This window comes from Candidatus Chlorobium masyuteum (assembly GCF_011601315.1).
In the GTDB taxonomy this organism is placed as follows: Bacteria; Bacteroidota; Chlorobiia; order Chlorobiales; family Chlorobiaceae; genus Chlorobium; species Chlorobium masyuteum.
In genome coordinates, this window is the sequence record NZ_JAAORA010000001.1 from 140,489 (window position 1) to 164,231 (window position 23,743).

Below are 23,743 nucleotides of genomic sequence, written 5' to 3' on the forward strand. Positions count from 1 at the left end.
CTAAGCGCCTACCTCGCCCCTGAGAATACGGACCGGCTGATAGCGTGTTGCCTTTCGCGCCGGGCTCATGGAGGAGAGCACGGCAATCAGGATGCCGAAAACAATCACAATAAGGTGCGCGTCCGGCGTTTCTATCAGATTGATCCGGTCACTTTTCAGCACGCCTGCCGTACTGGCCTCAAAGCGGATGGAAGAGACAAAGTGGCATATCACATGGCCCATCGGGCTTCCGATGAGCACCCCGAGAATCCCGATCATCAACCCTTCAAGCATGAATATCCGGGTTATGTTCCCCGCAGGCATACCCATTGAGCGCATGATGGCAATATCCTTCACCTTCTGCAGTACCACAGTGGTCATAACCGAAGAGACACCGAGGCCTGCAACAATAAAGACAAAACCGACAAGCACAAGGGTAATCAGGGCATTCCGGTTATAGAACTCAATGACATTCCGGTTGGTCTCATCCCAGCTCTCACTTTTATAACCGCTCAGTCTCTGCACCTCTGCAGCCGTCTCTGCAGCACGCTCAACATGCTCCGTTCTCATCCCGATTCCGGTCACCGAGTTCGAGGCAATTCCCTCCATTCTCTGGGCAAGGGCAAGATTGACATAGGCTTCCCGCTCATCCTTGGCATTGAAGCCGCTGCTGAAGCGGCCCACCAGCGTTACCGGGAACTCCTCGCTGTTTTTTGTCACCAGCACAACTCTTGAGTGATAGCCTGCATTGAGTTTTTTCGCCAGAAGATCTCCAACAAGAATACCATTCGGAGTATAGGAGAGCTCTTCAAGAGCATTTTTTTCAATCAGATTCTTTTTAAGACCGGCAATCTCCCCTTCAAGCTGCGGTACAACCCCGCGGGCAACGCAGGGTGTAAATCGTGTTTTGTTGCGGGCAAGGAGTTTGCTGAGAACATACGGTGAAATACTCTGCAGCTCCTTGACTGAACGAATACTCTCAACAACCCCGGCATAATTCTTGATAACCTCCTGCTTGTCCGGTGTGATATTTTTCGTCACCATGGCAATCCGCCGGGAGTTCTGACCGATGATATTGTCCGGAATAAGCGGCACCACTCTCTCGGCTGTCACCATAACATGCGGCATGGTATCAATGACCTTGGCTATGACATTCGACGAAGAACCCCGAGCCACCGAAATAGTAGTCACAAGCATGGCTGAACCGACAGCAACACCAAGAGCGGTCAGGAGTGTCTGGCGCTTTCTCTCCCTGAGATGCACGAAAGCAATCCTTGCCTGGTCCAGATAATTCATGAAATAATGAGCAATTCTGGCATTAAGGGAAGCATCCTCACCTATTTAAATTTTGCAGCTTTGCGTTGAAAAATCAGACAAAAAATCTATCTTGATTGCCAGAAGCAGGAGCAACAAGTTCCTCAGTTAAATAACTAAATTCGGCCATTAAAAACTAACCCGAGCATTCAAGGAGAAGAGTACCGTGAAAAAAATAGGCATACTGACCAGCGGAGGAGATTGTGGTGGACTCAATGCAGTGCTTAAGGGCGCAGCAATGATGGCTCTGTCAAAAGACCTCGAACTCTATATCATTCCAAACGGCTACGCCGGACTCTACAACCTCATTGATCAGCCATCTATCGTCCGTCTTGACCAGAGTCGACTTGACCTGTTCGATGCCAGTTTTGCGGGATCCGAAGCCGGTCATTCGAGAGTTAAAATCAAGGCAATAAGCAATCCGGAAAAGTACAACCGCATCAAGGCCGGCATGAAAAAATTTGACCTTGACGCTCTTGTCATCAGCGGCGGTGACGACTCCGGAAGCGTTATGGTTGACCTCAACCAGAATGGCATACAGTGCATCCATGCGCCGAAAACCATGGATCTGGACCTCCAGACCTACTCGGTTGGCGGAGACTCCACGATCAACCGCATTGCGCAGTTTGTCCATGACCTGAAAACCACCGGCAGAACCCACAACCGTGTACTCGTAACCGAGGTATTCGGCCGGTATGCCGGACATACCGCTTTCCGCAGTGGCGTCGCGGCCGAAGCCGACTGTATTCTCATTCCGGAAATTCCGGCAGACTGGGATGTCGTCTACGAACACCTTAAGGAGCGCTTTACCCGCAGAATCAGGGAGAGCGATGTCAACAGCGGAACCTATACCATTGTGGTTGCCGAAGGCATTAAAAATGCAGATGGCAGCGACATTGTTGATGAATCAGCCGGCGTTGATGCTTTCGGCCACAAGAAACTGGCCGGTGCAGGCAAATTCACCTGCCAGCAGATCCAGAAAAGAATGAAAACCGACCCGGCCATGCCGATTTTTATGAAAGAGACCGGTATGTTCGTTGAAGGAATCTACGAGATTCCCGAAGTGCGTGAAGTCCATCCCGGCCACCTTGTCCGTTCAGGCAGCTCTTCGGCTTACGATGTCAACTTCGGCTTCGAAGCCGGAGCGGCGGCGATACTGCTCCTTCTTGACGGCAAAACAGGAGTGACAATATCCAAAGTCAGGGGTCGTAAAATTGAATACATTGAATCGAGCAAAGCTATTGTCCAGCGCCATGTCGATCTTGACCATGTCGCCATGTATGAAGCGCTCGGCATCTGCTTCGGACGAAAAGCCAGCCTCTATGAGCCGATACTTCGTGAAGTGGACGGCGTTTACGAAAGAATCTACTGAGCGTTACCAATTCAAGATCAGCAGACCCGCAATACCATGCGGGTTTGCTGTTTCCTCTCGCACCTCTTCCGCATTACATCCGGCTGCATGAACCGGATGATAAAGTAGATTATCTACCCGTACACTACAGAAAAACAGCTCCATTTACTTTCAAAAAACTCAAAACAATATATCTTTGAGTTTTAGACCGGTAACGATTTAACATCCAATACCCGCATCATGAACAAGTCTGCTAAAATCTGGATGAACGGCGAACTGATTGACTGGAATGACGCCAAAATCCACATCCTGTCACATGTTGTCCACTACGGTTCATCCACATTTGAAGGGATCCGTTGCTATGAGACCCTCAAAGGCTCGGCGGTGCTCTTTCTTGACGAACATATCAAACGGCTCAGGGACTCGTCGAAAATATACCGTATTGAAATTCCATACTCCGAAAAGGAGCTGAAAGATGCGGTCATCACCACCATCCACGCCAACAGTCAGAAAGCCTGCTACATCCGTCCGCTGGTCTACCGCGGACAGGGGGCAGTCGGAGTAAACCCTCACCGTGCATCCATCGAAGTTGCCATTGCCACCTGGGAGTGGGGCACCTATCTTGGAGAGGATGTTCTTGAAACCGGTGTTGACGTCCGGATCTCATCCTGGACCCGTCCGGCGCCGAACACTCTGCCCTCATGGGCCAAGGCCGGAGGAAACTATCTGAATTCGCAGCTCATCAAAATGGAAGCCCTGATGGACGACTATGCCGAAGGCGTTGCGCTTGACGTCAACGGTTATGTTTCCGAAGGGAGCGGCGAGAATATTTTCGTCGTCCGGGATGGCATTATCTATACCCCCATGTCCGGTCAGTCAATTCTGCCCGGCTTTACCCGCTTCGCCGTGATGCACATCGCAAAAGAGCTTGGTTACGAGGTTCGTGAAACCCTTATTCCCCGCGAAGCGCTCTATGTTGCCGATGAGGTCTTTCTGACCGGTACGGCGGCAGAGATCACCCCGGTCAGAAGCATCGACAAATATCCGATCGGCAATGAACGGCGCGGTCCGATTACCGAAGCACTGCAGCACCACTACCTGAAAATCGTTCAGACCGGCGAAGATCCCTACAACTGGCTGACCTTTATATGACGGTGACAGAGAAGGCATGAGCTGGAAAAACATTATCGGTCAGAAACAGCAGATCCGTGTTCTGCAGAAAGCTCTTGAAACAGACCGCTTTGCTCATGCCTACCTTTTTACCGGCCCGGAAGGGTCGGGAAAAGAGTCCGTTGCCTTTGAACTCGCCTCAATTCTCAACTGCCGCACAGCGTCACTTCAGAACGGGGAGGGCTCATGCGAAACCTGCCCTGACTGTATGCAGGTTCGCTCCTTCATGCACCAGAATATTGAGTATCTCTTTCCTGTCGAATCAGCCCTGCTTGACACCGGGGAGGGGGCAAAAAAAGAGAACAAAAAGTTTACCGAGGCCAGGGAACGCTACGAAGCGCTGCTTGAACAAAAAAAAGAGAATCCCTACTTCTCTCCCGCCATGGAGCGCTCCATGGGCATTCTGACCGAACAGATTATCGCGCTTCAGCATAAAGCCTCCTTTATGCCGGGTGAGGGAAGCAAAAAGATCTTCATTATTTCGCAGGCTGACCGCCTGCACCCCTCGGCAGCAAACAAGCTGCTGAAACTGCTTGAGGAACCGCCTGCTCATGTGCTGTTTATTCTGGTAACCTCAAGGCCGGACGGGCTCCTTCCGACCATACGCTCACGATGCCAGGCTCTCCGCTTCTCAAAAGTAACCGCCCGGGAACTGCGCCTCTGGCTGATGGAAAACCGCCCCGAAATTGTGGAGCCCGAACTGAGCTTTATTATCAGTTTTTCAAGGGGAAACCTCAGGCTTGCATGGGAGCTGATCAACAACCGTAACAGCAATGGAGCTGAGACGCCAACCATGCTCCTGCGCAACCAGGCGCTCGACTATTTGCGCAAGGTGCTCACGCCGAACCGCTTCCATGAAGCTATTATGGCCGCTGAAGAGTGTGCCCGAAACCTGACGCGCAGTGAGCTGACGCTCTTTCTTGGCGCGCTCCTGCTCTTCTTTCAGGACATCAACCACCGCAAAATTGTGCCGGAGTTCGCGGAACTCAACAACCCCGACATTACCGACTCGATTGACCGTTTTGCCCGGAACTTCCCCCATGCGGATTTCTTCACCATCTCAACCCTCACCGAAGAGGCGATCCGCACCATCGAACGCAACGCCAGTCCGCTCCTCGTCATGGCCTCCTATACCTCCGAAATCCGCCGCCTGCTGCAACGGGCCTGAAAGGCTTTGAGGAGAATTTCCGAAAAGGACCAAAAGGACAACAGGGACCGCAAGGAAACGTAAAAAGAGGTACTACAGCATCTCCTGGTCCTTTGGGCCCTCGGAGTCTATATTTTTCCTATCCCCGGTCGTGGAGTCAAGCCAGTTGAGATAACCGGGAAGACCTCCGGTTACGGGAAGCTTGATAATTTCCGGCACATCGTAGGGATGATACTCCAAAATATAGGCCTCAAGGGCAGTGTAGCGGGCTTCGGTGGTTTTGATGGAGAGCGCAACTTCATCCTCTTTCTGCAGCGCTCCCTCCCAGATAAAAAAGCTCCGGATATCAGCCATCTGTACACAGGCAGCAAGATGGTTTTCCAGAATACCCTCGGCAAGATTTTCGGCTTCCATCCGGTCAGGGGCCGTGGTGATAACCATGCAATAATCGCTTTTCATGATCTCCGGGGCAATAAGATTACAGTTCAATAAGTTCCTTGCTGAAACGCTGCAAAGGCTCGGCGCCGTGCGCTCCGAGTACCACCGTATCCTCAATGCGCACGCCGAATCTGCCGGGCAGGTAAATTCCCGGTTCAATGGTAAAAACCATATTCTCCCGAAGCACCAGCTCCCCTTTCGGGCTGATTCTCGGCTCTTCATGCACTTCGAAACCAACACCGTGGCCGAGACCATGACCAAACTCATCCGAGTAGCCGTGACCGGCAATATATCCACGCACTATCCTGTCAAGCTCCTTGCCGGTCATGCCGCACGTCGCCGAGGCTATGCCGAGCTCCTGAGCCTCCCGGACAATACGGTAAACAGTGCGGGCCTCCTCTGAAGCCGTACCAAGTGAGAGGGTTCTTGTCTGGTCGGAGGCGTACCCCTCATAGACACAACCCATATCGATAACAATCAGCTCTCCGGGCTTGAACGGGTTTGATGAAGGTTTTGCATGAGGCATGGCAGAACGGGGACCTCCGGCAACAATCGGGTCAAAAGAGTCTTTTTCTGCTCCGAGTTTTTTATGCTGGTATGAAATCTCAGCCGCAATATCAAGCTCCGTAGCCACAGGCGTGATGAGGGGAAGCACAGCTTCCAGTACCGCTTCACTGATCTCTGCCGCACGGCGCATCTTCATCAGTTCGGTCTCATGTTTGACCATCCTGAACTCATCAAAAAAAGCATGAACAGGAATAACCCGCTGCCGTCCGTGAAGCCGTTCGATCAGTCGTGTTGCTTCGTGCCAGGTAATATTATCCGACTGCAGGGCAACGCTCTCTCCAAGGGCGTATCGGCCCGAAGCAAGCTCGGCATCAAACCCTTCGGTTGAAATCACCGTTTCAGCCACAACCACCTCACGGGCCGCCTGCTCCTTATAGCGAAAATCGGTAAAAAGCCAGCTTTTTTCCCTGGTAACAATCATTCTGGCGCTGGAGCCGCTGAAACCGGTAAGCCACCGGATAACCGAAAGATCGGTAACAATACAGGCATCAAGAGCCTGGGCCATCATTTTGCCAAGAACCATCTTCAGGGCAGCTTCCCGGTATACGTTATCCATAAGCTCTGAATCAGCTCTGATTATTTAGATTTATATCAATTCTCATTATTATTTACATTTACGAATATTCGAACTCATTTGCCAACCAATCCGATATATGCCGCAAAAGAAGTTACTGCAAAAGCTGCTCACAGGGGAGGATTTTTCACAGGAAGAGATGACCTACTGCATGAACAGCATCATGGACGGGGTGTTTTCCGATGTTGTCATCGCGGCACTGCTTGCGCTCCTGCAAAAGAAAGGGGTGAAGGCTGCGGAGGCTGTCGGAGCCTATCAGAGCCTGATGGCAAAAGCCAACTGCATATCCCTTGATGAAGATGCTGTTGATACCTGCGGTACCGGCGGAGATCATGCCGGCACCTTCAACATTTCGACCACTGCATCAATTATTGCCAACAGTGCGGGAGTCCCCATCGCCAAGCACGGAAACCGTTCGGTAACGAGCAGTTGTGGCAGTGCCGATGTGCTCGAAGCCCTCGGATTTACGATTGATCTTCCTCCTGATGCGACAAAGGAGCTGTTTGAAGCAACAGGGTTTGCCTTTCTCTTTGCCCCCCTCTACCACCCGTCGATGAAACGGGTAGCCGGTATCCGCAGGGAGATGGGTATCAGAACAATATTCAACATTCTCGGCCCCCTTATCAACCCGGCTCGGGCAAAAAGGCAGCTTGTCGGCGTATTCAACCAGGAGCTCATGGAGCTCTATACCGAGGTTCTCCTGCAGACCGGGGCGCGGCATGCGCTTGTGGTTCACTCCATGACTGAAGAGGGTATTGCTCTTGATGAACCGAGCCTTAACGGGCCAACGTATGTTATCGAGATTCTGCACCACTCAGTGCGGCGCAAAACCATCTATCCTGAAGATTTCGGCCTTGGCCGCCATGCCCTGTCGGATATCAAGGGAGGAACCAAAGATGAAAACGCATCCATTATCCGCAACATCCTTGACGGTTCCGCTCCGCAGGCTCATCTTGATGCAAGCATCTTCACCGCTGCCATGGCCTGTTTTGTTTCAGGAAAAGCATCATCCATTAATGAAGGGTTCAGTGCAGCTGCAGATGCTCTTAAAAGTGGCCGTGCAGAGAAAAAATTCAATGAGATTCTGAAAATAAACACTCAGCTCACCGAGAAATACAGGTCGGGCGTAAACTAAATGCTTATCTTTATGCCAAAAAACTTGTATACTGTTTCCCTTGTTTTTAAGCCGAAGCGAGAATCATTACACCCATGAACGGAAGCGAAACGCTAAATCCTGAGATGCAGCACAGCATCAATGAAAAGCTTCGTCAGTCAGGAGTGAGCGACGACCGTCAGAAGATCATCCGGCAGGCACTTGAAAATGTCAACAAGCCCGGCTTCAGGATCGACCCTTCAGCTATCCTGCCGCTCATGAAGCCGGTCACCTGGTTCCCCCCGATGTGGGCCTTTGCCTGTGGTGTGGTATCAACCGGTGAAGGTGTAGCTGCCAACTGGGACATACTTCTTCGGGGAGTTCTCCTTGCCGGTCCGCTTATGTGCGCCATGTCGCAGACCATGAACGACTACTTCGACCGCGAAGTTGACGCTATCAATGAGCCCGACAGACCTATCCCGGCAGGGAAAATATCAAAATCTGCAAGCTGGCTGATTACCTTCGGCCTGATTGTCAGCGGCTTTCTCGTAGCCCTCTCCATCCACCCCTATGTCGTCGCCATCGCCTTTGTCGGGGTACTGATGTCACACGCCTATTCCGGCCCGCCAATCAGGGCTAAACGAAACGGCTGGTTCGGCAATCTCATCGTCGGTCTGGCCTATGAGGGTGTTGCATGGCTGACCGGCAGTTTTGCCATTACCCAGGGCGTTCCATCAATGGAGACCATTGCACTTGCAATTATTTTTTCAATCGGTGCACACGGCATCATGACGCTCAACGACTTCAAATCGGTTGTCGGTGACCGTATCCGCAAGGTTGCCTCCATCCCGGTCCAGCTCGGAGAGAAAAAAGCAGCAGTTCTGGCCGCAATTCTTATGGATCTTGCCCAGCTTGCCGCCATTGCCATTCTTGTCTACAAAGGCTCCATGACAACAACCGTGATTGCTCTTTTTTTGCTTGTTGCCCAGTTGCCGATGCAGAAAATCCTGATTGCCAAACCCCTCGAAAAAGCGGTATGGTACAACGCATTCGGAACCCTGCTCTATGTACTGTCGATGATGGTGTGCGCCGTCGGCATCCGCCCATAACGAGCGTTTGATAACTCTGTTCCGCAATTTGATTGCTTCGTTGTTCCGACGATGTATTGACCTGCCTTAGCGACAATAATCGGTTTCGGGTTTACAAAACTATTGTTATATTCAATTTCGTTTTTTTAACACCAATTGATTGCACCATGCCAAAAGTTTGTCTTCTGACCGGTAAAAAGCCTATATATGGTAATACGGTATCCCATGCGAACAACCATGTCCGTACCCGTTTTGAGCCGAACCTCCACACAAAAAAAGTCTGGATTGAAGAGGAAAAGCGGTTTGTCAAAGTCAAGCTTTCTGCAAAAGCCATGAGAATTATCGCTAAAACCGGTACCGCAGAGCTCGCCAAACTGGTATAAGAGCGTCCGGATCCATAAGGGCACTCAAGATTTTCAATGTTTTATAAAGGCTCAATCATCAACGGTTGAGCCTTTTTTTGTCTATGCAAAAAAAACTGATCATATACACTGACGGCGCGTGCAGCGGAAATCCGGGGCCCGGTGGCTGGGGAGCACTGTTGATGTACGGTCCTTCAACCCGCGAACTATCAGGATACTCTCCGGCGACAACCAATAACCGTATGGAGCTTACTGCGGCAATAGAAGCGCTCGAAGCACTCAAGGAGCCCTGCAAGGTTGATCTCTACAGCGACTCAAGCTATCTCGTCAACGCCATCAATGAGGGGTGGCTGAAACGATGGGTTGTCAATAACTGGAAAACGGCAGCAAAAAAAAATGTCGAGAATCCGGATCTGTGGCAAAAAATCCTGAAGTTGATTAGATTGCATGAGGTTACCTTTCATAAGGTGAAGGGCCACAGCGACAATCCCTACAACAATCGCTGCGACGTGTTGGCACGGGAAGCCATAAAAAAACATCCATAACCAGTTGCTGTATGCCGAGGAAAACCGGACCTGACACAAGAGAGAAAAAACGCTCCTTCAAAAAGGGGGCGGGGCTCCTCCTGTTGATCAGCACATTCAGCATGATCTGCTTTCTTGCCATAGTAGTCTGGATCAACTGGCCGAAAACAAGAGTGCAGCCGGAACCGTTAAACCCGGAGATCAAGGGTCTGGTTGACAGGATTCCCGGGAAATCAGATGCCCTTATCTACATTGGACTGAAAGATATCCGCCAGAGCCGTATCTGGAAGGAGATCATTCCTGATTCGCTGAAAAAGGCACCGCTCTTCCAGCCAAAAGGAAGGGTCGAGGCAATCATAAAAGCTTCACGGATCAACCCCACTGAGGATATTGACACCCTCTTGATCAGTTTCAGGCGAAGGGGATACAAAGAGCAGCACTTTATAGGCGTTGCCTGGGGCCCATTTTCAAAAAAGCTTCCCGAATCATTTCTCAAATCAAACAGCAGCCTCTCTGAAAAAATAGGGGGCCGGCAATGTTACGCTCTCGACAGTACACTCTGGATCTGTCAGCTTGATCCGAAACGTATAGCTTTTGCCAACAGCAGGAGTATGCTTCAGGAGTTCCTCGTTCCAACCGGAAGCTTTTACACGCGGGACTCACTCACAACAACCCTTATTGACAAGGCTGTATACAAATCACATCTCTGGTTTGCTCTTCCTTCCGCATCATGGACCACAGGCGCACTGCAAAGCCTCACGTCGGCTAACCGGGACATGAAAACCCTCGGAAACCTGAACCGTATCCGGAGTATGGCTCTCTCCCTGAAACTCAATGACGGGATTGAAGCAGAGAGCGAATGGGTCTATACAACCAGACGGGCAGCCTATTTCTCCTCAACCTTTCTCTGGGGGGCAATCAAGCTTTCGGAGCTCGCCGGTACAAGAACATCCGACCAGGCGAAAAAACTGCTTGAAAAGCTTGATATTCAGCAGAACTATGAATCAGTGATTATTCATACGAAGCTTCCCATCGAACTCTTCCAGCAGGCCAAAGAGAAAAAGTAACTGCCCGGTTACCTCTCCACAGAGTCCGGGCTGCCAGGAGAAGAGAGCGGATCCCGCAGAAAACAGAGCACTCTGCCTTTCCAGATAACCTGCAGCCCTCTGCCGGCCATCACCACTTTTCCCGGCCGGGAGTTCAGTAGATCAACCAGCTTCTGAAGTGCCTGGCCGTCAACCGGCGCATCCATTTCGCGCAGAGCTCTTTTGAAAATCTCTTTCTGTTCGAAAACCGTCAGCTTCCTGAGCGCACCGATCTCAAGCCTGCCATCAACAAGTGAAAGTCCAGGTTCGCATTCAGCAAGGTTTTCAAAATAGAGTTCAAGAAACTCTTCAAGCTCCCCTGCCTGTTCCGACACTCTCTGGAGCGATGGCATCAGTTTATGGGCAAACCGCTCCTCGATCAGCGGAATGACGCGGTTCCTGATAAAATTCCGGTCGTAGTCATCGGAACTGTTACTGCTGTCAATCCGGCTCGCAATGCCCTTCTCTTTCAGGTAGTCTTTGATTTCGGTCTTATGAAGCAGCAGCATCGGCCGGATGATCCGGTCATTTCGGGCTCTGATCCCCTTGAGAGCAGGAAGAGAAGTTCCCCTGAAGAGATTAAAAAGAATAGTCTCGGCATTATCGCTGACATGATGAGCAGTGGCAACCTTCGAGAATCCTTGCTCCTCAAGCACCTTGTCAAAAAAACCGTAACGGAGAATTCGTGCGGTTTCTTCAAGAGACTTTTTCAGCTTCAAGGCATGAAGCCGGGTATCAAATCGCTCCACAAAGCACTCCATACCGAGCCTGAGAGCCGCCTCACGCACGAAATCCTCATCACCGTCACTCTCTCTGCCACGGAGCAGGAAGTTGCAGTGAGCTACAGCAAGCTGAAGATGCAGCACCGGACGCAGTGCCGTGAAAAGGGAGAGCATGGCCATTGAATCCGGACCTCCGGAAAGAGCAACAAGAACCCTTTCACCTTTGTCAACAAGCCTCCTTGCCTTTATCTGACTGAGAAACTTTTTCTCTAAAGCATTCACTGTTCCCCGCTCATTATCGTTTTTCCCGCAAGAAGCAACCCCTGCTTCGTTTTCACAACAACGGGAAGAGAGTGTTCCTGATCAGACTCGCTAACCATTACAACGAACAATAGTTGCAAAACAAACCGAAAATCTTTACCCTGTTTTTTCAGGTACAAGATAAATAATTATCATGTTTGGTACGCTTACCATCACAAACCGCTCCTCGACAAAAACCTATGTTTACTCCCTACGGTTACAGCACCATGATAAAAGCTTTACTGATCTGTATGCTCTGCAGCGGTGCCGCCCTATTTTTTCCACCGGGAGTCAAAATTGCACTGCTCATTGCCACAGCCTCCTTCAGCCTCTTTACCCTCTACTTTTTCCGTGACCCTGAACGAAAAGTCCCGAATGAACAGCGTATAATCCTTGCACCGGCAGACGGCAGCATCCTTCTGGTTCAGAAGCAGGAAGAGAGTACGCTGGTCAGCATATTCATGTCACCCTTCAATGTTCATGTCAACCGGATCCCCATCAGCGGCAGAGTCACAAAAGTAAACTACAAACCCGGTCAGTTCCTTATGGCATTTGACAACCGGAGTATGGAGAGTAATGAAAAAATGGAGATCGGTATTGACAATGGTGAGATCAGGGTGCTCTTCAGCCAGGTCTCAGGATTTCTGGCCCGGAGAATTGTCTGTCCGCTTCAAAAAGATGAGCAGGTTACCATAGGCAACCGGTTCGGCATGATAAAGTTCGGCTCAAGAGTGGATCTCACCCTTCCTCCCGGGGCAACCGTTGAGGTTCAGGTTGGCCAGAAATCAGTCGCAGGCCGGACCATCCTGGCGAGATACTGAAAAATGTTGGTTTCGGAATGCTTATTCCTTATATAATTATCATTGAGTAGCATTATATCATTTTATCATCTCCGGAGGAGTTGCGATGTTTGGATTAGGTGGACAGGAACTCATTCTTATTCTGCTGATCATTCTGCTGTTGTTCGGTGCAAAAAAACTTCCCGAGCTGGCAAAAGGTCTGGGAAAGGGGATGAGAGAGTTCAAGAAGGCCCAGAATGATATCGAAGAGGAGTTCAACAAAGCTGCCGATGAAACCCCGAAAAAGGATAAATCGACAACCGTTTGACTCGCTGCAAGCCATAACCCTCATTTCAAAAAGCCCTTGCCAGGGCTTTTTGAACATCCACAAGAGCCTTCACTCCCTTGATCTGTCAAAACGGCACGGCATGAGCACTGCTGTAAAATGGACAGGATAGTACCTTTTTCTTTTTTTAGCGTTATCTTTGCAGTTGACTGCACAGATCAAGAAACCCCGGATATGCTATTCAGCCTTTATATCAGAAATTTCGCTCTGATCCAGGAGCTAACGGTTGAGTTCAGGCCCGGACTGACTATTATCACCGGTGAAACAGGTGCAGGGAAATCGATTCTGATGGGTGCCCTGAACATTGTTCTCGGAGAACGGGCAAGCAGTGACCTTGTCCGCTCGGGCGCTAACAAAGCTGTTATAGAAGCGGTTCTGAAAGAGGCAGGAAGTGAGAAAATTGACACCCTTCTGCATGACGCTGATATCGAACCGGCCGGGGAGCTTATTCTCCGCAGGGAGCTCTCTTCAACCGGTCAATCGCGCTGCTTCATCAATGATACACCCTGCACTGCAGGGCTCCTCAAGCAGATCGGGGAGCTGCTGATTGATCTGCACGGCCAGCATGAACACCAGCTCCTTTTGCGCGCCGAAACCCACGAAACGCTTCTTGATGACTTTGCAGGGACCCTGCCGGAAGTGACCGCCTACAGAACAACCCGCACAAGGCTCCGGAATTTCCAGCTTGAGATAGCACGACTCAATAAAGAGGTGGCTGAAATTCGCGATAAAAAAGAGCTGCTTGACTTCCAGCTCAACGAGCTCAATATGCTCAACCTTAAACGGGGTGAAGAAGAGTCTGCCGAAACTGAAATCACACTTCTGGAAAACGCAGAAACCCTCTTTACCCTCAGTACAGCACTCAGCGATCTGCTCTATGAGTGTGAGCATTCGGCTTACTCCGTCCTGAGCACGGCTATCCATACCCTTGAGAAGCTTTCTGCTATTGACAAACAGTTTGCTATTCATCTTGAGGAGACCCGCACGGCAAAAAGCATTGTTGACGAACTTGCCCGGTTCAGCCGCAGCTACGCTGCTGCTATTGATTTCAATCCCTCGCGACTGGAAGAACTTCGTGAACGCCAGCTCCAGCTCCAGCGTATCAGCAAAAAATATGGTCGAACGCTGCAGGAGCTTATCGAACTGAGGGATGAACTTGACACAAGAATAGCTCTTGAAAACAATCTTGAAGAGGAGATCTCCCGAATTGAAGGTGAGATCATGCAGCAGAAAGAGAGACTCTCCGTTGATGCAGAGAGACTCTCCCTCAAACGGCAGAAGGAGGCCTTCCGCCTTGAAAGCATCATTCAGCGGCAACTCGCAGATCTCGGCATACCGAATGCCACCTTCATCGTGAGCATGGTGCATGAGGAGCAGGAGAATGGCGAGATTGCACTTGAAGGGAAAACATATACCGCACTGCCGAACGGTTATGACCGTATAGAGTTCCTGATCTCTACCAATCCGGGTGAAAAACCAAGACCTCTCGTTAAGGTGGCATCCGGTGGCGAGATCTCAAGAATCATGCTCGCCCTGAAAAGTGCGCTCGCTGCATCCGCTGATCTGCCGATTCTTGTTTTTGATGAAATTGATACCGGTATCAGCGGTCGGATTGCCGATGCCGTCGGAAAAAGCCTGAAAACCCTCTCCCGGCTTCACCAGATTATCGCCATCACCCACCTCCCGCAGATAGCCGCTATGGCCGATCTGCACCTCTCTGTAGAGAAATCTGTGCTGGCAGAGAGAACGGTAACCGAGGTAACCGTTCTCGACCGGGAAAGCCGTATTCAGGCCATTGCCGCACTCATCAGCGGAAACCGGATTTCAGTATCGTCACTCACGCTTGCCGCCGAGCTGGTTGCCGGAGCGGAATCAATGGTTCGTCACTGAAGTGCTCCTGCACATCCATTATATGACCTGGTCGAAAAAACAGTTACCATCATTCATCATCCTGCAATGACAGTAGTTCTGGTCACCGGTGCATCGGGATTTATCGGCTCTCATCTGGTCAGGAGATGCATCCGGGAGGGATATCCCGTCAGAGCTCTCGTTCGTAAAGGCAATGGCGCGATTGCCGGGTTAGAGAGCGATGGCGTCGATGTGGTCGAAGGTGATATCCGTGACGCCGAAGCGGTAAAAAGAGCGGTTAACGGGTGTGATCTCGTTTTTCATGCAGCAGCCCTCACCTCTGACTGGGGCGATCTCCGCGAGTTCAGGAATATCAATGTCGGCGGTACACGGCACCTCTGCGAAGCGGCGCTCAGGGAGCATGTAAAAAGAGTGGTGTACATCAGTTCATTTGAATGCTTCAATCATTCCCGATTTGAGCGGATTGATGAACAGACTCCCTTCGCCATCAGAAATCAGAGCTATGCCGATACAAAAATAGGGGGAACCAGAACGGTACTGGAATATGCCGGTATGGGATTGAATGCCACTATTGTTTATCCCGTTTGGGTTTACGGGCCTGATGACCGAACCCTGTTCCCGTTACTGGCTGATAGTATTCGTCGCCGTCAGCTCTTTTACTGGGCTCGTAATGCCCGTATGAGCCTTATCTATATTGATAACCTTGTTGATCTCCTGATGCTTGCAGCACTCCACCCCGATGCCTGCAATGAAGGGTTTCTGGCAAGTGATGGCGACCGGATAACCCTCGAGGAGTTGTGCACAAGGATAGCCAAAGGAATTCATGCTCCACCGCCATCACGCTATCTGCCCTACCGCTTTGTCTATCTGCTTGCAGGAGCAATGGAGTCGCTCTACCGGATGATCAAACACGCAAAACGGCCCCTCCTTACCCGTCAGGCAGTTGTTTTGCTTGCCTCCCGTGCAGTTATTGATGCATCAAAAGCCCGCAGGATCCTTGGATGGTCGCCACAGATCGCTCTGGACGAAGGGATCAGAAGGACTCTCAAATGGCTGATGACGGTTGACCCCGCAGAATGGAAACAGAAGTAGCCGCTCCGGAAGCGGCACTGAATGAGTGCAAAAAAGAGCGTGCATCAAGAGTACCGGAGAGTGAAAATATTTCTGAAAGAGCAAATTTGGTTTCTTTATTTATCTTCTATCTTTCTGAAGAGTGAAACCAGGGAAGAACCGGAAACTGAAGTTCCCGGAAAACCTGTTAAAACAGAGGGTGTTTTCAGGCAGTTCTTTTTCGGCTATACTATTTTATCTTATAGTTTTAGCGGAATAAAACCATTAGTAATAACAAGAGGATTTTAACGAGTATGTCCACACGATACCTTTCAGGATCTGCCGTTGCGCTGGTCACTCCTTTCCGGCACGACAGATCCGTCGATACCGATGCGTTAAGGCGGCTTGTGCAGTTTCATATCGCGGCGGGAACCGATATTATCATACCCTGCGGAACAACCGGTGAGTCACCGACCCTCTCCGGAGCAGAGCAGTTTGCCATCATCCGCACCGTAAAGGAAGAAGCTGATCGCAAGATCATTGTGGCCGCCGGTGCTGGCACCAACTCAACCGAGCACGCTGTTGAACTTGCACAGCACGCCGAAAAGGCCGGTGCTGAAGCAATTCTTTCCGTTGCACCCTATTACAACAAACCTTCGCAGGAGGGTATCTACCAGCACTACCGCCATATAGCTCAAGCTGTCTCTGTGCCGGTCATTATCTACAATGTTCCCGGAAGAACCGGATGCAATGTGGCTGCGTCAACCATACTCAGGCTTGCACGTGAGTTTGGCAACATCACAGCAGTCAAGGAGGCTTCGGAAAATATCGGTCAGATCATGGAGCTTATAGAGGAGCGCCCGGAACATCTGTCGGTTCTCACGGGAGAGGACTCCATGATACTCCCCTTTATTGCCATGGGAGGAGACGGAGTGATTTCCGTAGCGGCAAACCAGGTGCCTTCACAGGTCAAAAGCCTGGTCAATGCGGTCAAGGAGGGTAATCTTGATGAAGCACGCTCATTGAACAGTACCTACAGAAAGCTCTTTAAACTGAACTTTATTGAGAGCAACCCGGTGCCGGTAAAATATGCCCTCGCACGGATGGGAATGATTGAGGAGATCTACCGGCTGCCGCTTGTGCCGATGACAGCAGAAAACAAGCTGATCATGGATGCGGAACTGGCTTCACTCGGCCTCATTTAGCTCTCTCTTCAAATCAAAAGGGCTGCATGATGATCACATGCAGCCCTTTTGATTTATAACTCCCTTCTTCCAGTTTACGCAATAAAAGCCTCAAGGCTCTCCGCAAAGCTGTCAAGCTCCTCCTTTGTCCTCTTTTCGGTTACGGCTATCAACAGGCCGGTATCGTGGTGAGCAGCAAGGTCGTAACCGGCAAACACCCTCTTTTCAAGCATGGCGTTGATAATTTCCGCTGCTGGAAGCGGAGTTTCAACAACAAACTCCTTGAAAAACGGAGTCTGATACTTCAGTGAGAACCCCGGCAGTGCATCAATTTTTGCTGCCAGATAGTGCGCATTCCGGGTGGATTGTGCGGCAACCTGCCGGATACCCTCTTTGCCGAGCAGCGAAAGGTAAACGGCGGCCTGCAATGCATTGAGCGCCTGGTTGCTGCAGATATTGGATGTTGCTTTTTCCCGGCGGATATGCTGCTCGCGGGTCTGCAGGGTAAGAATAAAGCCATCCTCGCCATCGCGGTCTTTGGTCATACCGACCAGTCGGCCGGGAATCTTGCGGACAAGCTCCTGCCTGACCGTAAAGATACCAAGATAGGGACCGCCGAAATTCTGCGGGTTACCAAGCGGCTGGCCCTCTCCGACTGCGATATCGGCACCGTAACTTCCGGGTGCTGCAAGCACGCCGAGCGAGAGCGGATCGGCTGAAACAATAAAGAGAGCTCCTTTTGCATGTGCGCTGTCGCGTATCGCTTCAACATCTTCAAGAGAGCCGTAAAAATTCGGCTGTTGAACAACAACGGCCGCGACACTCTCATTGACCAGTGTCTCAAGTGAAGCGAGAGATCCGGCACCATCTGCAAGTTCATTCTGGATGACCGCATTATGACCGGATGCTTCAAGATAGGTTTTCAGAACAGCGCTGTTGTAGGGATGCAGCTTGCCGGCAACCACAACCTGTGAGCGGCCGGTGACGTTCATGGCCATCAGAACCGCTTCGGCAAGTGCTGTAGCTCCGTCATACATGGAGGCATTGGCTACATCCATCTCATAGAGACGGCAAATCAGGCTCTGGTATTCGTAAATCGCCTGCAGGGTACCCTGGGAAACCTCCGCCTGGTAGGGGGTATAGGCTGTATAGAATTCGCTGCGTGAGACAATAGTCTTGATCGCGGCGGGAATAAAGTGATCGTATGCTCCTCCGCCAAGAAAACTCACATAATCGGAAGTGCTCCGGTTCGCAGAAGCAAGGGTTTCGAGCAGTTTCCGCGCCTGCGGTTCATCCGAAGCTGCAAAAAGATCAAGGGTTTTTTTAAGCCGGATCTCTTCAGGAATATCCTTGATAAGATCCTCAAAGGAAGCTGCACCTATCGCCCGGAGCATCTCCTCCCTCTCTTCCGGAGTATTGATAATGAAGGGCATAGGTTACTCTCCTGTCAACTGACGGTATGCCGCAGCGTCAAGAAGTCCCTCAAGAGCTGAAGGGCCTGCAACGTTCAGCTTGATCAGCCACCCTTCGCCATAGGCATCCTGATTGACAATTTCGGCACTGTCGAGCGACGGGTTGAGTTCAAGAATCTCGCCGGCAACCGGAGCAAAAAGATCGGCAACCGTCTTGACCGCCTCAACGGTACCGAACACCTCATGCTGCTTGAGTACCGTTCCGGCAGACTTCAGCTCCACAAAAACAATATCACCAAGTTCGTGCTGGGCGAAATCAGTAATGCCGACCAGGGCGGTGCTGCCGTCTGCAAGCAGTTTGATCCATTCATGGTCTTTGGTATAAAGAAGATCTTCAGGAATAGTCATGATAGCGCGTATGAGTGTTGTTGGAGTTTTCCGGAGCAGTAACTGTATATGACAGGCAAGGTAATATTTTTTTGAAAGTGCTGAAAGAACGCGGAAAAAGAATCCCGGTTAAATCAATCAAAAAAAGATATATGAGAAATGTTTTCAATTCCGGCAGGATCGGGACAATCAGCTTGTATGGCACTTCTAGTACATCGTCATATGCGGTTTATGGGCGAGGCGGACGGAGCCAGAGAAACCGGAGTGTACACGAGAGTTCATGAAGATTTCGAGCACCGCCCAACGCAGTAATCGGGTTTCGGAACAAATTAATAGAGGTGCCCCTATGAAAGACGCTGCCGCATCGACTCATAAAGCAGTACCCCTGCCGTCACACTGACATTCAGGGATTCCACACAACCGGCCATGGGAATACGGACAACATGATCACAGAATTTGAGCGCTTCCGGGGCAATCCCGCTCCCCTCCATGCCAAGCACTATGGCTGTCGCTCGCTTCATATCGGCGTCGGTATAGTTGAGTTCCGCATCCATATCGGCCGCAATCACCTGAATATCCTTTTCGTGCAGATATTCAAGAGCTCGAACAAGGCTCTTCACCTTGCAGATCCGCATATGGGAGAGCGCTCCGGCGGATGCCTTGTGAACCACGGCGTTGACCGGAGAACCCTTTCCTTCCACAAGCACAACAGCGTCAGCCGCCACGGCCTCAGCTGTCCTTATAATGGCTCCGATATTATGCGGATCATCCAGACCCTGCAGAACGACCAGAAGCGGAGAGCTGTTGCGGGGGGAGGCCAGAACCTCGTCCAGCGAGTAGTAGGTAACCGTGCTGATGAGTGCGCACACACCCTGGTGCTTCGTTGTTCCTGCAATCAGGGAGAGTTTTTCGAGTCTGGCCTTGCCGGTAACAATCTTCTGCCGCCTTGCGCCAATGATGATCTCCTTGAGCTTGGGGTGCGTAGTATTGAACTGGAAATAGATCTTCTCGATGCTCTCGGGCTTCTGCTGGAGCAGCTCAAGTACAGCATTTCGGCCGTAAACAATATTTTCTGAATGTTCAACATCCATAAACGTTCATACCCTCTCTTGCAGATTAATAAGGTAAGCTCCGGATCCCGGTAAAGAGAGACCGGCAGCCTGTTGCGGGGAGCAAAGCAGAATGTAATTAAATTTATCAAAAATCGATTTTTTTAATATCTTTCCAATCGTCTCGAATTAATTACGATCATAACGTTTTCAGCTCCTTCGGGGTTCCTGGATCGTGCTCCCCCTGTACATACCTTTCATCAATACAAATTCATGGACTGCCAGTATGAGCCGGATATTTAAAACCATGGAGGGAAATGAAGCTGTTGCTCATATCTCTTATCGTACAAGTGAAGTTATCTGTATATACCCGATTACTCCGGCCTCCCCGATGGGCGAGTATTCCGATGCCTGGTCTGCCGAAGGAAAAAAGAATATCTGGGGCACCGTTCCCAAAATTGATGAACTGCAGAGTGAGGCTGGTGCAGCTGCAGCGGTCCACGGCGCGCTGCAGACCGGTTCTCTGACAACCACTTTTACGGCATCACAGGGTCTTCTCCTGATGATTCCGAATATGTATAAAATTGCCGGTGAACTCACCCCCTGCGTGATTCACGTATCGGCTCGTGCCCTTGCCGGTCAGGCACTTTCGATCTTCGGCGACCATGGTGACGTCATGTCGGTTCGGGGAACAGGTTTTGCCATGCTTGCATCCAGTTCTGTTCAGGAAGCCATGGATATGGCGCTTATCTCGGCAGCGGCAACCCTTGAATCAAGAATTCCATTCCTTCACTTCTTTGATGGATTCAGGACATCGCATGAAATAGCAAAAATCGAGGTCATTCCCGATACAACCATAAAAGCACTGATCAGCGATGATCTTGTCATTGCGCACCGCAACCGGCGCATGAGCCCTGATGCCCCGATTATCCGGGGAACATCACAGAATCCGGATGTCTATTTCCAGGCTCGCGAGACCGTCAACAGCTACTACAATGCCTGTGCGGATATCACAGAAAAGGTGATGGCACAATTCGGTGAGCTTACCGGACGGCACTATAAACTCTACCAGTACTACGGTGCTCCTGATGCAGAGAGGGTTATCATCATGATGGGCTCCGGCGTTGAAACCGTCCGTGAAACCGTTGAATATCTCAACAACAGCGGTGAAAAAGTCGGCGTTATCAATGCCCGCCTCTTCCGTCCGTTCGATGTTGAGCGTCTTGTCAGGGCACTGCCCTCCACAATCAAATCGATCTCCATTCTTGACCGGATGAAGGAGCCAGGAAGCGCCGGAGAACCGCTCTACCTTGATATCGTCAACGCTCTCTTTGAAGGTGTGCAGAAAGGGCTCTTGAAAGGGCTGCCGAACATTACCGGCGGAAGATACGGTCTTTCCTCCAAGGAGTTTACGCCGGCAATGGTTAAAGCCATTTACGACAATATGGCAACAGCCGCACCGAAAAACCATTTCACGATCGGCATCAATGATGATGTCACCCACCTGAGCCTCGACTATGACCGGACCTTCTCGATTGAGCCGGACGAAATGTTCCGCGCCCTCTTTTACGGCCTTGGTTCCGACGGTACGGTTGGTGCCAACAAAAACAGCATCAAGATCATCGGTGAAAACACGCCGAACTTCGCCCAGGGCTATTTTGTCTATGACTCCAAAAAATCAGGATCAATCACCACTTCACACTTGCGGTTCGGTCCTCATGAGATTCGTTCACAATACCTGATTACCGAAGCCCAGTTCATCGGCTGTCACCACTGGATCTTCCTTGACATGATTGATCTGGTTAAAAATCTGAAAAAGGGCGGAACACTGCTCCTGAACTCTCAATTCACTCCGGAAGAGATATGGGATAAACTTCCGAAAACCGTCCAGGAACACCTGATCCGCAAAGAGGCAAAACTCTACACCATAGATGCATACAAGGTCGCCAGTGCAAGCGGGATGGGCCAGCGCATCAACACCATCATGCAGGCCTGCTTTTTTGCCATCTCCGGAGTACTTCCACGTGAAGAGGCGATTGAAAAAATCAAGAGTGCTATAAAATATACCTATGGTAAAAAGGGTGATGAGGTCGTCAAGCAGAACATACAGGCTGTAGATAATACCCTTACCAATCTGCACCAGGTAACGATCGGCACGGTTGCCGACAGCAAACAGGATCTGCGCTCCTGTATTGTCGGAGAGGCAAGCGGATTCTTCTGTAATGTACTGGCAAAAGTTATTGCCGGTGACGGTGACGACATTCCTGTCAGCGATCTTCCCGATGACGGCACCTATCCAACCGGCACAGCTAAATTCGAAAAACGCAATCTTGCTGACGAAATCCCGGTATGGGAACCCCATCTCTGCATCCAGTGCGGCAAATGCGCCATGGTCTGCCCTCATGCGGCTATCCGCGCCAAGGTCTATGACCCCAAATACATTGAAAACGCACCCCGTACCTTCAAATCCATACAGGCAAAGGGTGCAAGCTGGGAGGGGATGAACTATACCATCCAGGTAGCGCCTGAGGATTGTACCGGATGTATCGTCTGCGCTCATGTATGCCCCGGAAGGGACAAGAGCAATCCGGAACGCCATGCACTCAACATGGAGCCGCAGCTTCCGCTTCGAGAGACCGAGATTGACAACTGGAACTACTATCTCAACATTCCGGAGTTTGATCGCAACAAAATCAATACCAAGCTGATCAAGGAACAGCAGCTTCAGGAGCCTCTCTTCGAATTTTCGGGAGCCTGCGCAGGGTGCGGTGAAACACCCTACATCAAACTCATGACACAGCTCTTCGGAGACCGCCTTGTTATAGGCAATGCCACCGGATGTTCATCGATTTATGGCGGTAATCTTCCGACAACACCTTACACCACCAATGCTCAGGGTCTCGGGCCGACATGGTCAAACTCTCTTTTCGAGGATACCGCAGAGTTTGCTCTCGGTTTCAGGATATCAATTGACAAGCAGCGTGAATACGCCAGCGAGATTCTGCTGAGAATCGGCTCCCAGATCGGTGAGACCCTGACACGGGAGATCCTTGAAGCAAAAGAGCTCACTGAACCTGAGATCTTCGAGCAGAGAAAACGGGTGGCGATACTCAAGGAGAAACTTCGCCAACTGGATTCACCCGACGCAAAAAACCTGCTCTCGATAGCCGATATGCTGGTCAAAAAGAGTGTATGGGGCGTGGGCGGCGATGGCTGGGCCTATGATATCGGTTACGGCGGCGTTGACCATATCACGGCAGGTGACAAGAACATCAACCTTCTGGTACTTGATACCGAGGTCTATTCAAACACCGGTGGTCAGGCATCGAAGGCAACCCCGAAAGCCGCGGTTGCAAAATTTGCCGCTGCCGGCCGCACGGTAACGAAAAAGGATCTCGGCATGATCTCCATGAGCTATAACAATGCCTATGTCGCCTCGGTGGCTTTTGGAGCGCGTGATGAGCAGACACTCAAGGCGTTCCTTGAAGCTGAAGCTTACGATGGCCCATCGATCATCATTGCCTACTCGCACTGTATCGCTCATGGTATCGACATGGGGACAGCGCTGGACAACCAGAAAGCCGCTGTGGATTCCGGACACTGGCTGCTCTACCGCTTCAATCCGGACAGATTGAAAGAGGGTAAAAATCCGCTTATTCTTGATTCGAAAAAACCGAAAATCCCGGTTGCCCAGTTCCTCAACATGGAGAACCGCTTCAGAATGCTCAAGAAGAGCCATCCGGCTCTTGCAGAGGGCTATTTTACCGCAATCCAGAAAGAGGTGGACGCACGGTGGGCCCATTACGAATACCTTGCAGCCAGAACCTTTGATGAGCTGAAAGAGAAGTCAGCCTGAGTAAAAGAAAGCAATAAAAAACGGCGGTATAACACCCGCCGTTTTTTGTTTGAGTGAAAGGACATCAAGGACGAAGAGAAACATCAATCACTTTCTA

22 protein-coding genes are annotated in these 23,743 nt (G+C 50.7%); 15 read left to right on the forward strand and 7 right to left on the reverse strand.

Annotation, left to right across the window (positions count from 1 at the left end):
* Entirely contained in the window at window positions 1-1,275 is a 1,275-nt protein-coding gene (locus G9409_RS00610) for an ABC transporter permease (protein WP_166806958.1), read from the reverse strand.
* Between the two features lie 184 nt (window positions 1,276-1,459).
* Here G9409_RS00610 and G9409_RS00615 point away from each other — a divergent pair, with 184 nt between their 5' ends.
* The 3 genes from G9409_RS00615 (at window position 1,460) to G9409_RS00625 (ending at window position 4,982) form a co-directional block, all read left to right on the forward strand.
* Window positions 1,460-2,665, forward strand: a complete 1,206-nt coding sequence (locus G9409_RS00615; RefSeq protein ID WP_006365461.1) for a 6-phosphofructokinase — start codon at window positions 1,460-1,462, stop codon at window positions 2,663-2,665.
* A gap of 219 nt (window positions 2,666-2,884) precedes the next feature.
* Window positions 2,885-3,796: a branched-chain amino acid transaminase gene (locus G9409_RS00620; RefSeq protein WP_166806959.1), complete on the forward strand. Its 912-nt coding sequence runs from the start codon at window positions 2,885-2,887 to the stop codon at window positions 3,794-3,796.
* Window positions 3,797-3,812: 16 nt separating this feature from the next.
* Window positions 3,813-4,982, forward strand: a complete 1,170-nt coding sequence (locus tag G9409_RS00625; protein WP_166806960.1) for a DNA polymerase III subunit — start codon at window positions 3,813-3,815, stop codon at window positions 4,980-4,982.
* Between the two features lie 72 nt (window positions 4,983-5,054).
* Here G9409_RS00625 and cutA read toward each other — a convergent pair whose 3' ends face one another.
* A complete protein-coding gene (cutA, locus tag G9409_RS00630) occupies window positions 5,055-5,420 on the reverse strand; it encodes a divalent-cation tolerance protein CutA (RefSeq protein ID WP_166806961.1) in 366 nt (121 codons plus the stop codon).
* A gap of 19 nt (window positions 5,421-5,439) precedes the next feature.
* The gene (locus G9409_RS00635) at window positions 5,440-6,522 is read right to left on the reverse strand and encodes a M24 family metallopeptidase (RefSeq protein ID WP_166806962.1); all 1,083 of its coding nucleotides are present in this window, start codon (window positions 6,520-6,522) and stop codon (window positions 5,440-5,442) included.
* 97 nt (window positions 6,523-6,619) lie between these two features.
* Here G9409_RS00635 and trpD point away from each other — a divergent pair, with 97 nt between their 5' ends.
* The 5 genes from trpD (at window position 6,620) to G9409_RS00660 (ending at window position 10,674) form a co-directional block, all read left to right on the forward strand.
* Window positions 6,620-7,675, forward strand: coding sequence for an anthranilate phosphoribosyltransferase (gene trpD / locus G9409_RS00640; protein ID WP_166806963.1), 1,056 nt, complete (start codon window positions 6,620-6,622; stop codon window positions 7,673-7,675).
* Window positions 7,676-7,749: 74 nt separating this feature from the next.
* Window positions 7,750-8,742 (forward strand): chlorophyll synthase ChlG, encoded by a 993-nt coding sequence (gene chlG, locus G9409_RS00645; RefSeq protein ID WP_166806964.1) that lies wholly within the window; start codon window positions 7,750-7,752, stop codon window positions 8,740-8,742.
* A gap of 146 nt (window positions 8,743-8,888) precedes the next feature.
* Complete coding sequence (rpmB, locus tag G9409_RS00650) at window positions 8,889-9,104, forward strand: 50S ribosomal protein L28 (RefSeq protein ID WP_006365473.1); 216 nt, start codon at window positions 8,889-8,891, stop codon at window positions 9,102-9,104.
* An 83-nt stretch (window positions 9,105-9,187) separates the two neighbouring features.
* A complete protein-coding gene (rnhA, locus tag G9409_RS00655) occupies window positions 9,188-9,628 on the forward strand; it encodes a ribonuclease HI (protein ID WP_076791748.1) in 441 nt (146 codons plus the stop codon).
* A gap of 11 nt (window positions 9,629-9,639) precedes the next feature.
* Window positions 9,640-10,674 (forward strand): hypothetical protein, encoded by a 1,035-nt coding sequence (locus G9409_RS00660; RefSeq protein WP_166806965.1) that lies wholly within the window; start codon window positions 9,640-9,642, stop codon window positions 10,672-10,674.
* Between the two features lie 8 nt (window positions 10,675-10,682).
* Here the strand turns inward: G9409_RS00660 and tilS are convergent, their stop codons facing one another.
* Window positions 10,683-11,696: a tRNA lysidine(34) synthetase TilS gene (tilS, locus tag G9409_RS00665; protein WP_166806966.1), complete on the reverse strand. Its 1,014-nt coding sequence runs from the start codon at window positions 11,694-11,696 to the stop codon at window positions 10,683-10,685.
* Window positions 11,697-11,914: 218 nt separating this feature from the next.
* Between tilS and G9409_RS00670 the strand changes: the two genes are divergently transcribed.
* The 6 genes from G9409_RS00670 (at window position 11,915) to dapA (ending at window position 16,963) form a co-directional block, all read left to right on the forward strand.
* Window positions 11,915-12,535: a phosphatidylserine decarboxylase gene (locus G9409_RS00670; protein ID WP_166806967.1), complete on the forward strand. Its 621-nt coding sequence runs from the start codon at window positions 11,915-11,917 to the stop codon at window positions 12,533-12,535.
* Window positions 12,536-12,620: 85 nt separating this feature from the next.
* Window positions 12,621-12,821 carry a Sec-independent protein translocase subunit TatA/TatB gene (locus G9409_RS00675; RefSeq protein ID WP_166806968.1) on the forward strand — a complete coding sequence of 67 codons (201 nt, stop codon included), beginning with the start codon at window positions 12,621-12,623 and terminating at the stop codon, window positions 12,819-12,821.
* Window positions 12,822-13,013: 192 nt separating this feature from the next.
* Window positions 13,014-14,729, forward strand: a complete 1,716-nt coding sequence (gene recN, locus G9409_RS00680) for a DNA repair protein RecN (RefSeq protein WP_166806969.1) — start codon at window positions 13,014-13,016, stop codon at window positions 14,727-14,729.
* A 66-nt stretch (window positions 14,730-14,795) separates the two neighbouring features.
* Window positions 14,796-15,800: an SDR family NAD(P)-dependent oxidoreductase gene (locus G9409_RS00685; protein WP_166806970.1), complete on the forward strand. Its 1,005-nt coding sequence runs from the start codon at window positions 14,796-14,798 to the stop codon at window positions 15,798-15,800.
* Complete coding sequence (locus G9409_RS00690; RefSeq protein ID WP_166806971.1) at window positions 15,785-15,925, forward strand: hypothetical protein; 141 nt, start codon at window positions 15,785-15,787, stop codon at window positions 15,923-15,925. The genes G9409_RS00685 and G9409_RS00690 overlap by 16 nt, the downstream gene beginning before the upstream one ends.
* Window positions 15,926-16,072: 147 nt before the next feature.
* Window positions 16,073-16,963, forward strand: coding sequence for a 4-hydroxy-tetrahydrodipicolinate synthase (gene dapA / locus G9409_RS00695; RefSeq protein ID WP_166806972.1), 891 nt, complete (start codon window positions 16,073-16,075; stop codon window positions 16,961-16,963).
* A gap of 74 nt (window positions 16,964-17,037) precedes the next feature.
* Here dapA and gcvPA read toward each other — a convergent pair whose 3' ends face one another.
* The 3 genes from gcvPA to rlmB all read right to left on the reverse strand — a co-directional run bounded on the left by gcvPA (window position 17,038) and on the right by rlmB (window position 19,832).
* Window positions 17,038-18,375 carry an aminomethyl-transferring glycine dehydrogenase subunit GcvPA gene (gene gcvPA, locus G9409_RS00700; RefSeq protein WP_166806973.1) on the reverse strand — a complete coding sequence of 446 codons (1,338 nt, stop codon included), beginning with the start codon at window positions 18,373-18,375 and terminating at the stop codon, window positions 17,038-17,040.
* A gap of 3 nt (window positions 18,376-18,378) precedes the next feature.
* On the reverse strand, window positions 18,379-18,762 hold the full coding sequence (gene gcvH, locus G9409_RS00705) for a glycine cleavage system protein GcvH (protein WP_166806974.1): 384 nt from the start codon (window positions 18,760-18,762) through the stop codon (window positions 18,379-18,381).
* Window positions 18,763-19,085: 323 nt separating this feature from the next.
* Window positions 19,086-19,832 (reverse strand): 23S rRNA (guanosine(2251)-2'-O)-methyltransferase RlmB, encoded by a 747-nt coding sequence (gene rlmB, locus G9409_RS00710; protein WP_166806975.1) that lies wholly within the window; start codon window positions 19,830-19,832, stop codon window positions 19,086-19,088.
* Between the two features lie 244 nt (window positions 19,833-20,076).
* On the opposite strand from rlmB, the gene nifJ reads away from it, so the two are divergent.
* A complete protein-coding gene (gene nifJ / locus G9409_RS00715; RefSeq protein ID WP_166806976.1) occupies window positions 20,077-23,646 on the forward strand; it encodes a pyruvate:ferredoxin (flavodoxin) oxidoreductase in 3,570 nt (1,189 codons plus the stop codon).
* Window positions 23,647-23,743: the final 97 nt, after the last annotated feature.

Bases quoted from the DNA above. Each gene is read 5' to 3' on its own strand.
- G9409_RS00610 (WP_166806958.1), bottom strand. From the start codon at position 1,275: ATGAATTATCTGGACCAGGCAAGGATTGCTTTCGTGCATCTCAGGGAG.
- G9409_RS00620 (WP_166806959.1), top strand. From the start codon at position 2,885: ATGAACAAGTCTGCTAAAATCTGGATGAACGGCGAACTGATTGACTGG.
- G9409_RS00625 (WP_166806960.1), top strand. From the start codon at position 3,813: ATGAGCTGGAAAAACATTATCGGTCAGAAACAGCAGATCCGTGTTCTG.
- cutA (WP_166806961.1), bottom strand. From the start codon at position 5,420: ATGAAAAGCGATTATTGCATGGTTATCACCACGGCCCCTGACCGGATG.
- G9409_RS00635 (WP_166806962.1), bottom strand. From the start codon at position 6,522: ATGGATAACGTATACCGGGAAGCTGCCCTGAAGATGGTTCTTGGCAAA.
- trpD (WP_166806963.1), top strand. From the start codon at position 6,620: ATGCCGCAAAAGAAGTTACTGCAAAAGCTGCTCACAGGGGAGGATTTT.
- chlG (WP_166806964.1), top strand. From the start codon at position 7,750: ATGAACGGAAGCGAAACGCTAAATCCTGAGATGCAGCACAGCATCAAT.
- rpmB (WP_006365473.1), top strand. From the start codon at position 8,889: ATGCCAAAAGTTTGTCTTCTGACCGGTAAAAAGCCTATATATGGTAAT.
- rnhA (WP_076791748.1), top strand. From the start codon at position 9,188: ATGCAAAAAAAACTGATCATATACACTGACGGCGCGTGCAGCGGAAAT.
- G9409_RS00660 (WP_166806965.1), top strand. From the start codon at position 9,640: ATGCCGAGGAAAACCGGACCTGACACAAGAGAGAAAAAACGCTCCTTC.
- G9409_RS00670 (WP_166806967.1), top strand. From the start codon at position 11,915: ATGTTTACTCCCTACGGTTACAGCACCATGATAAAAGCTTTACTGATC.
- G9409_RS00675 (WP_166806968.1), top strand. From the start codon at position 12,621: ATGTTTGGATTAGGTGGACAGGAACTCATTCTTATTCTGCTGATCATT.
- recN (WP_166806969.1), top strand. From the start codon at position 13,014: ATGCTATTCAGCCTTTATATCAGAAATTTCGCTCTGATCCAGGAGCTA.
- G9409_RS00685 (WP_166806970.1), top strand. From the start codon at position 14,796: ATGACAGTAGTTCTGGTCACCGGTGCATCGGGATTTATCGGCTCTCAT.
- G9409_RS00690 (WP_166806971.1), top strand. From the start codon at position 15,785: ATGGAAACAGAAGTAGCCGCTCCGGAAGCGGCACTGAATGAGTGCAAA.
- dapA (WP_166806972.1), top strand. From the start codon at position 16,073: ATGTCCACACGATACCTTTCAGGATCTGCCGTTGCGCTGGTCACTCCT.
- gcvPA (WP_166806973.1), bottom strand. From the start codon at position 18,375: ATGCCCTTCATTATCAATACTCCGGAAGAGAGGGAGGAGATGCTCCGG.
- gcvH (WP_166806974.1), bottom strand. From the start codon at position 18,762: ATGACTATTCCTGAAGATCTTCTTTATACCAAAGACCATGAATGGATC.
- rlmB (WP_166806975.1), bottom strand. From the start codon at position 19,832: ATGGATGTTGAACATTCAGAAAATATTGTTTACGGCCGAAATGCTGTA.
- nifJ (WP_166806976.1), top strand. From the start codon at position 20,077: ATGAGCCGGATATTTAAAACCATGGAGGGAAATGAAGCTGTTGCTCAT.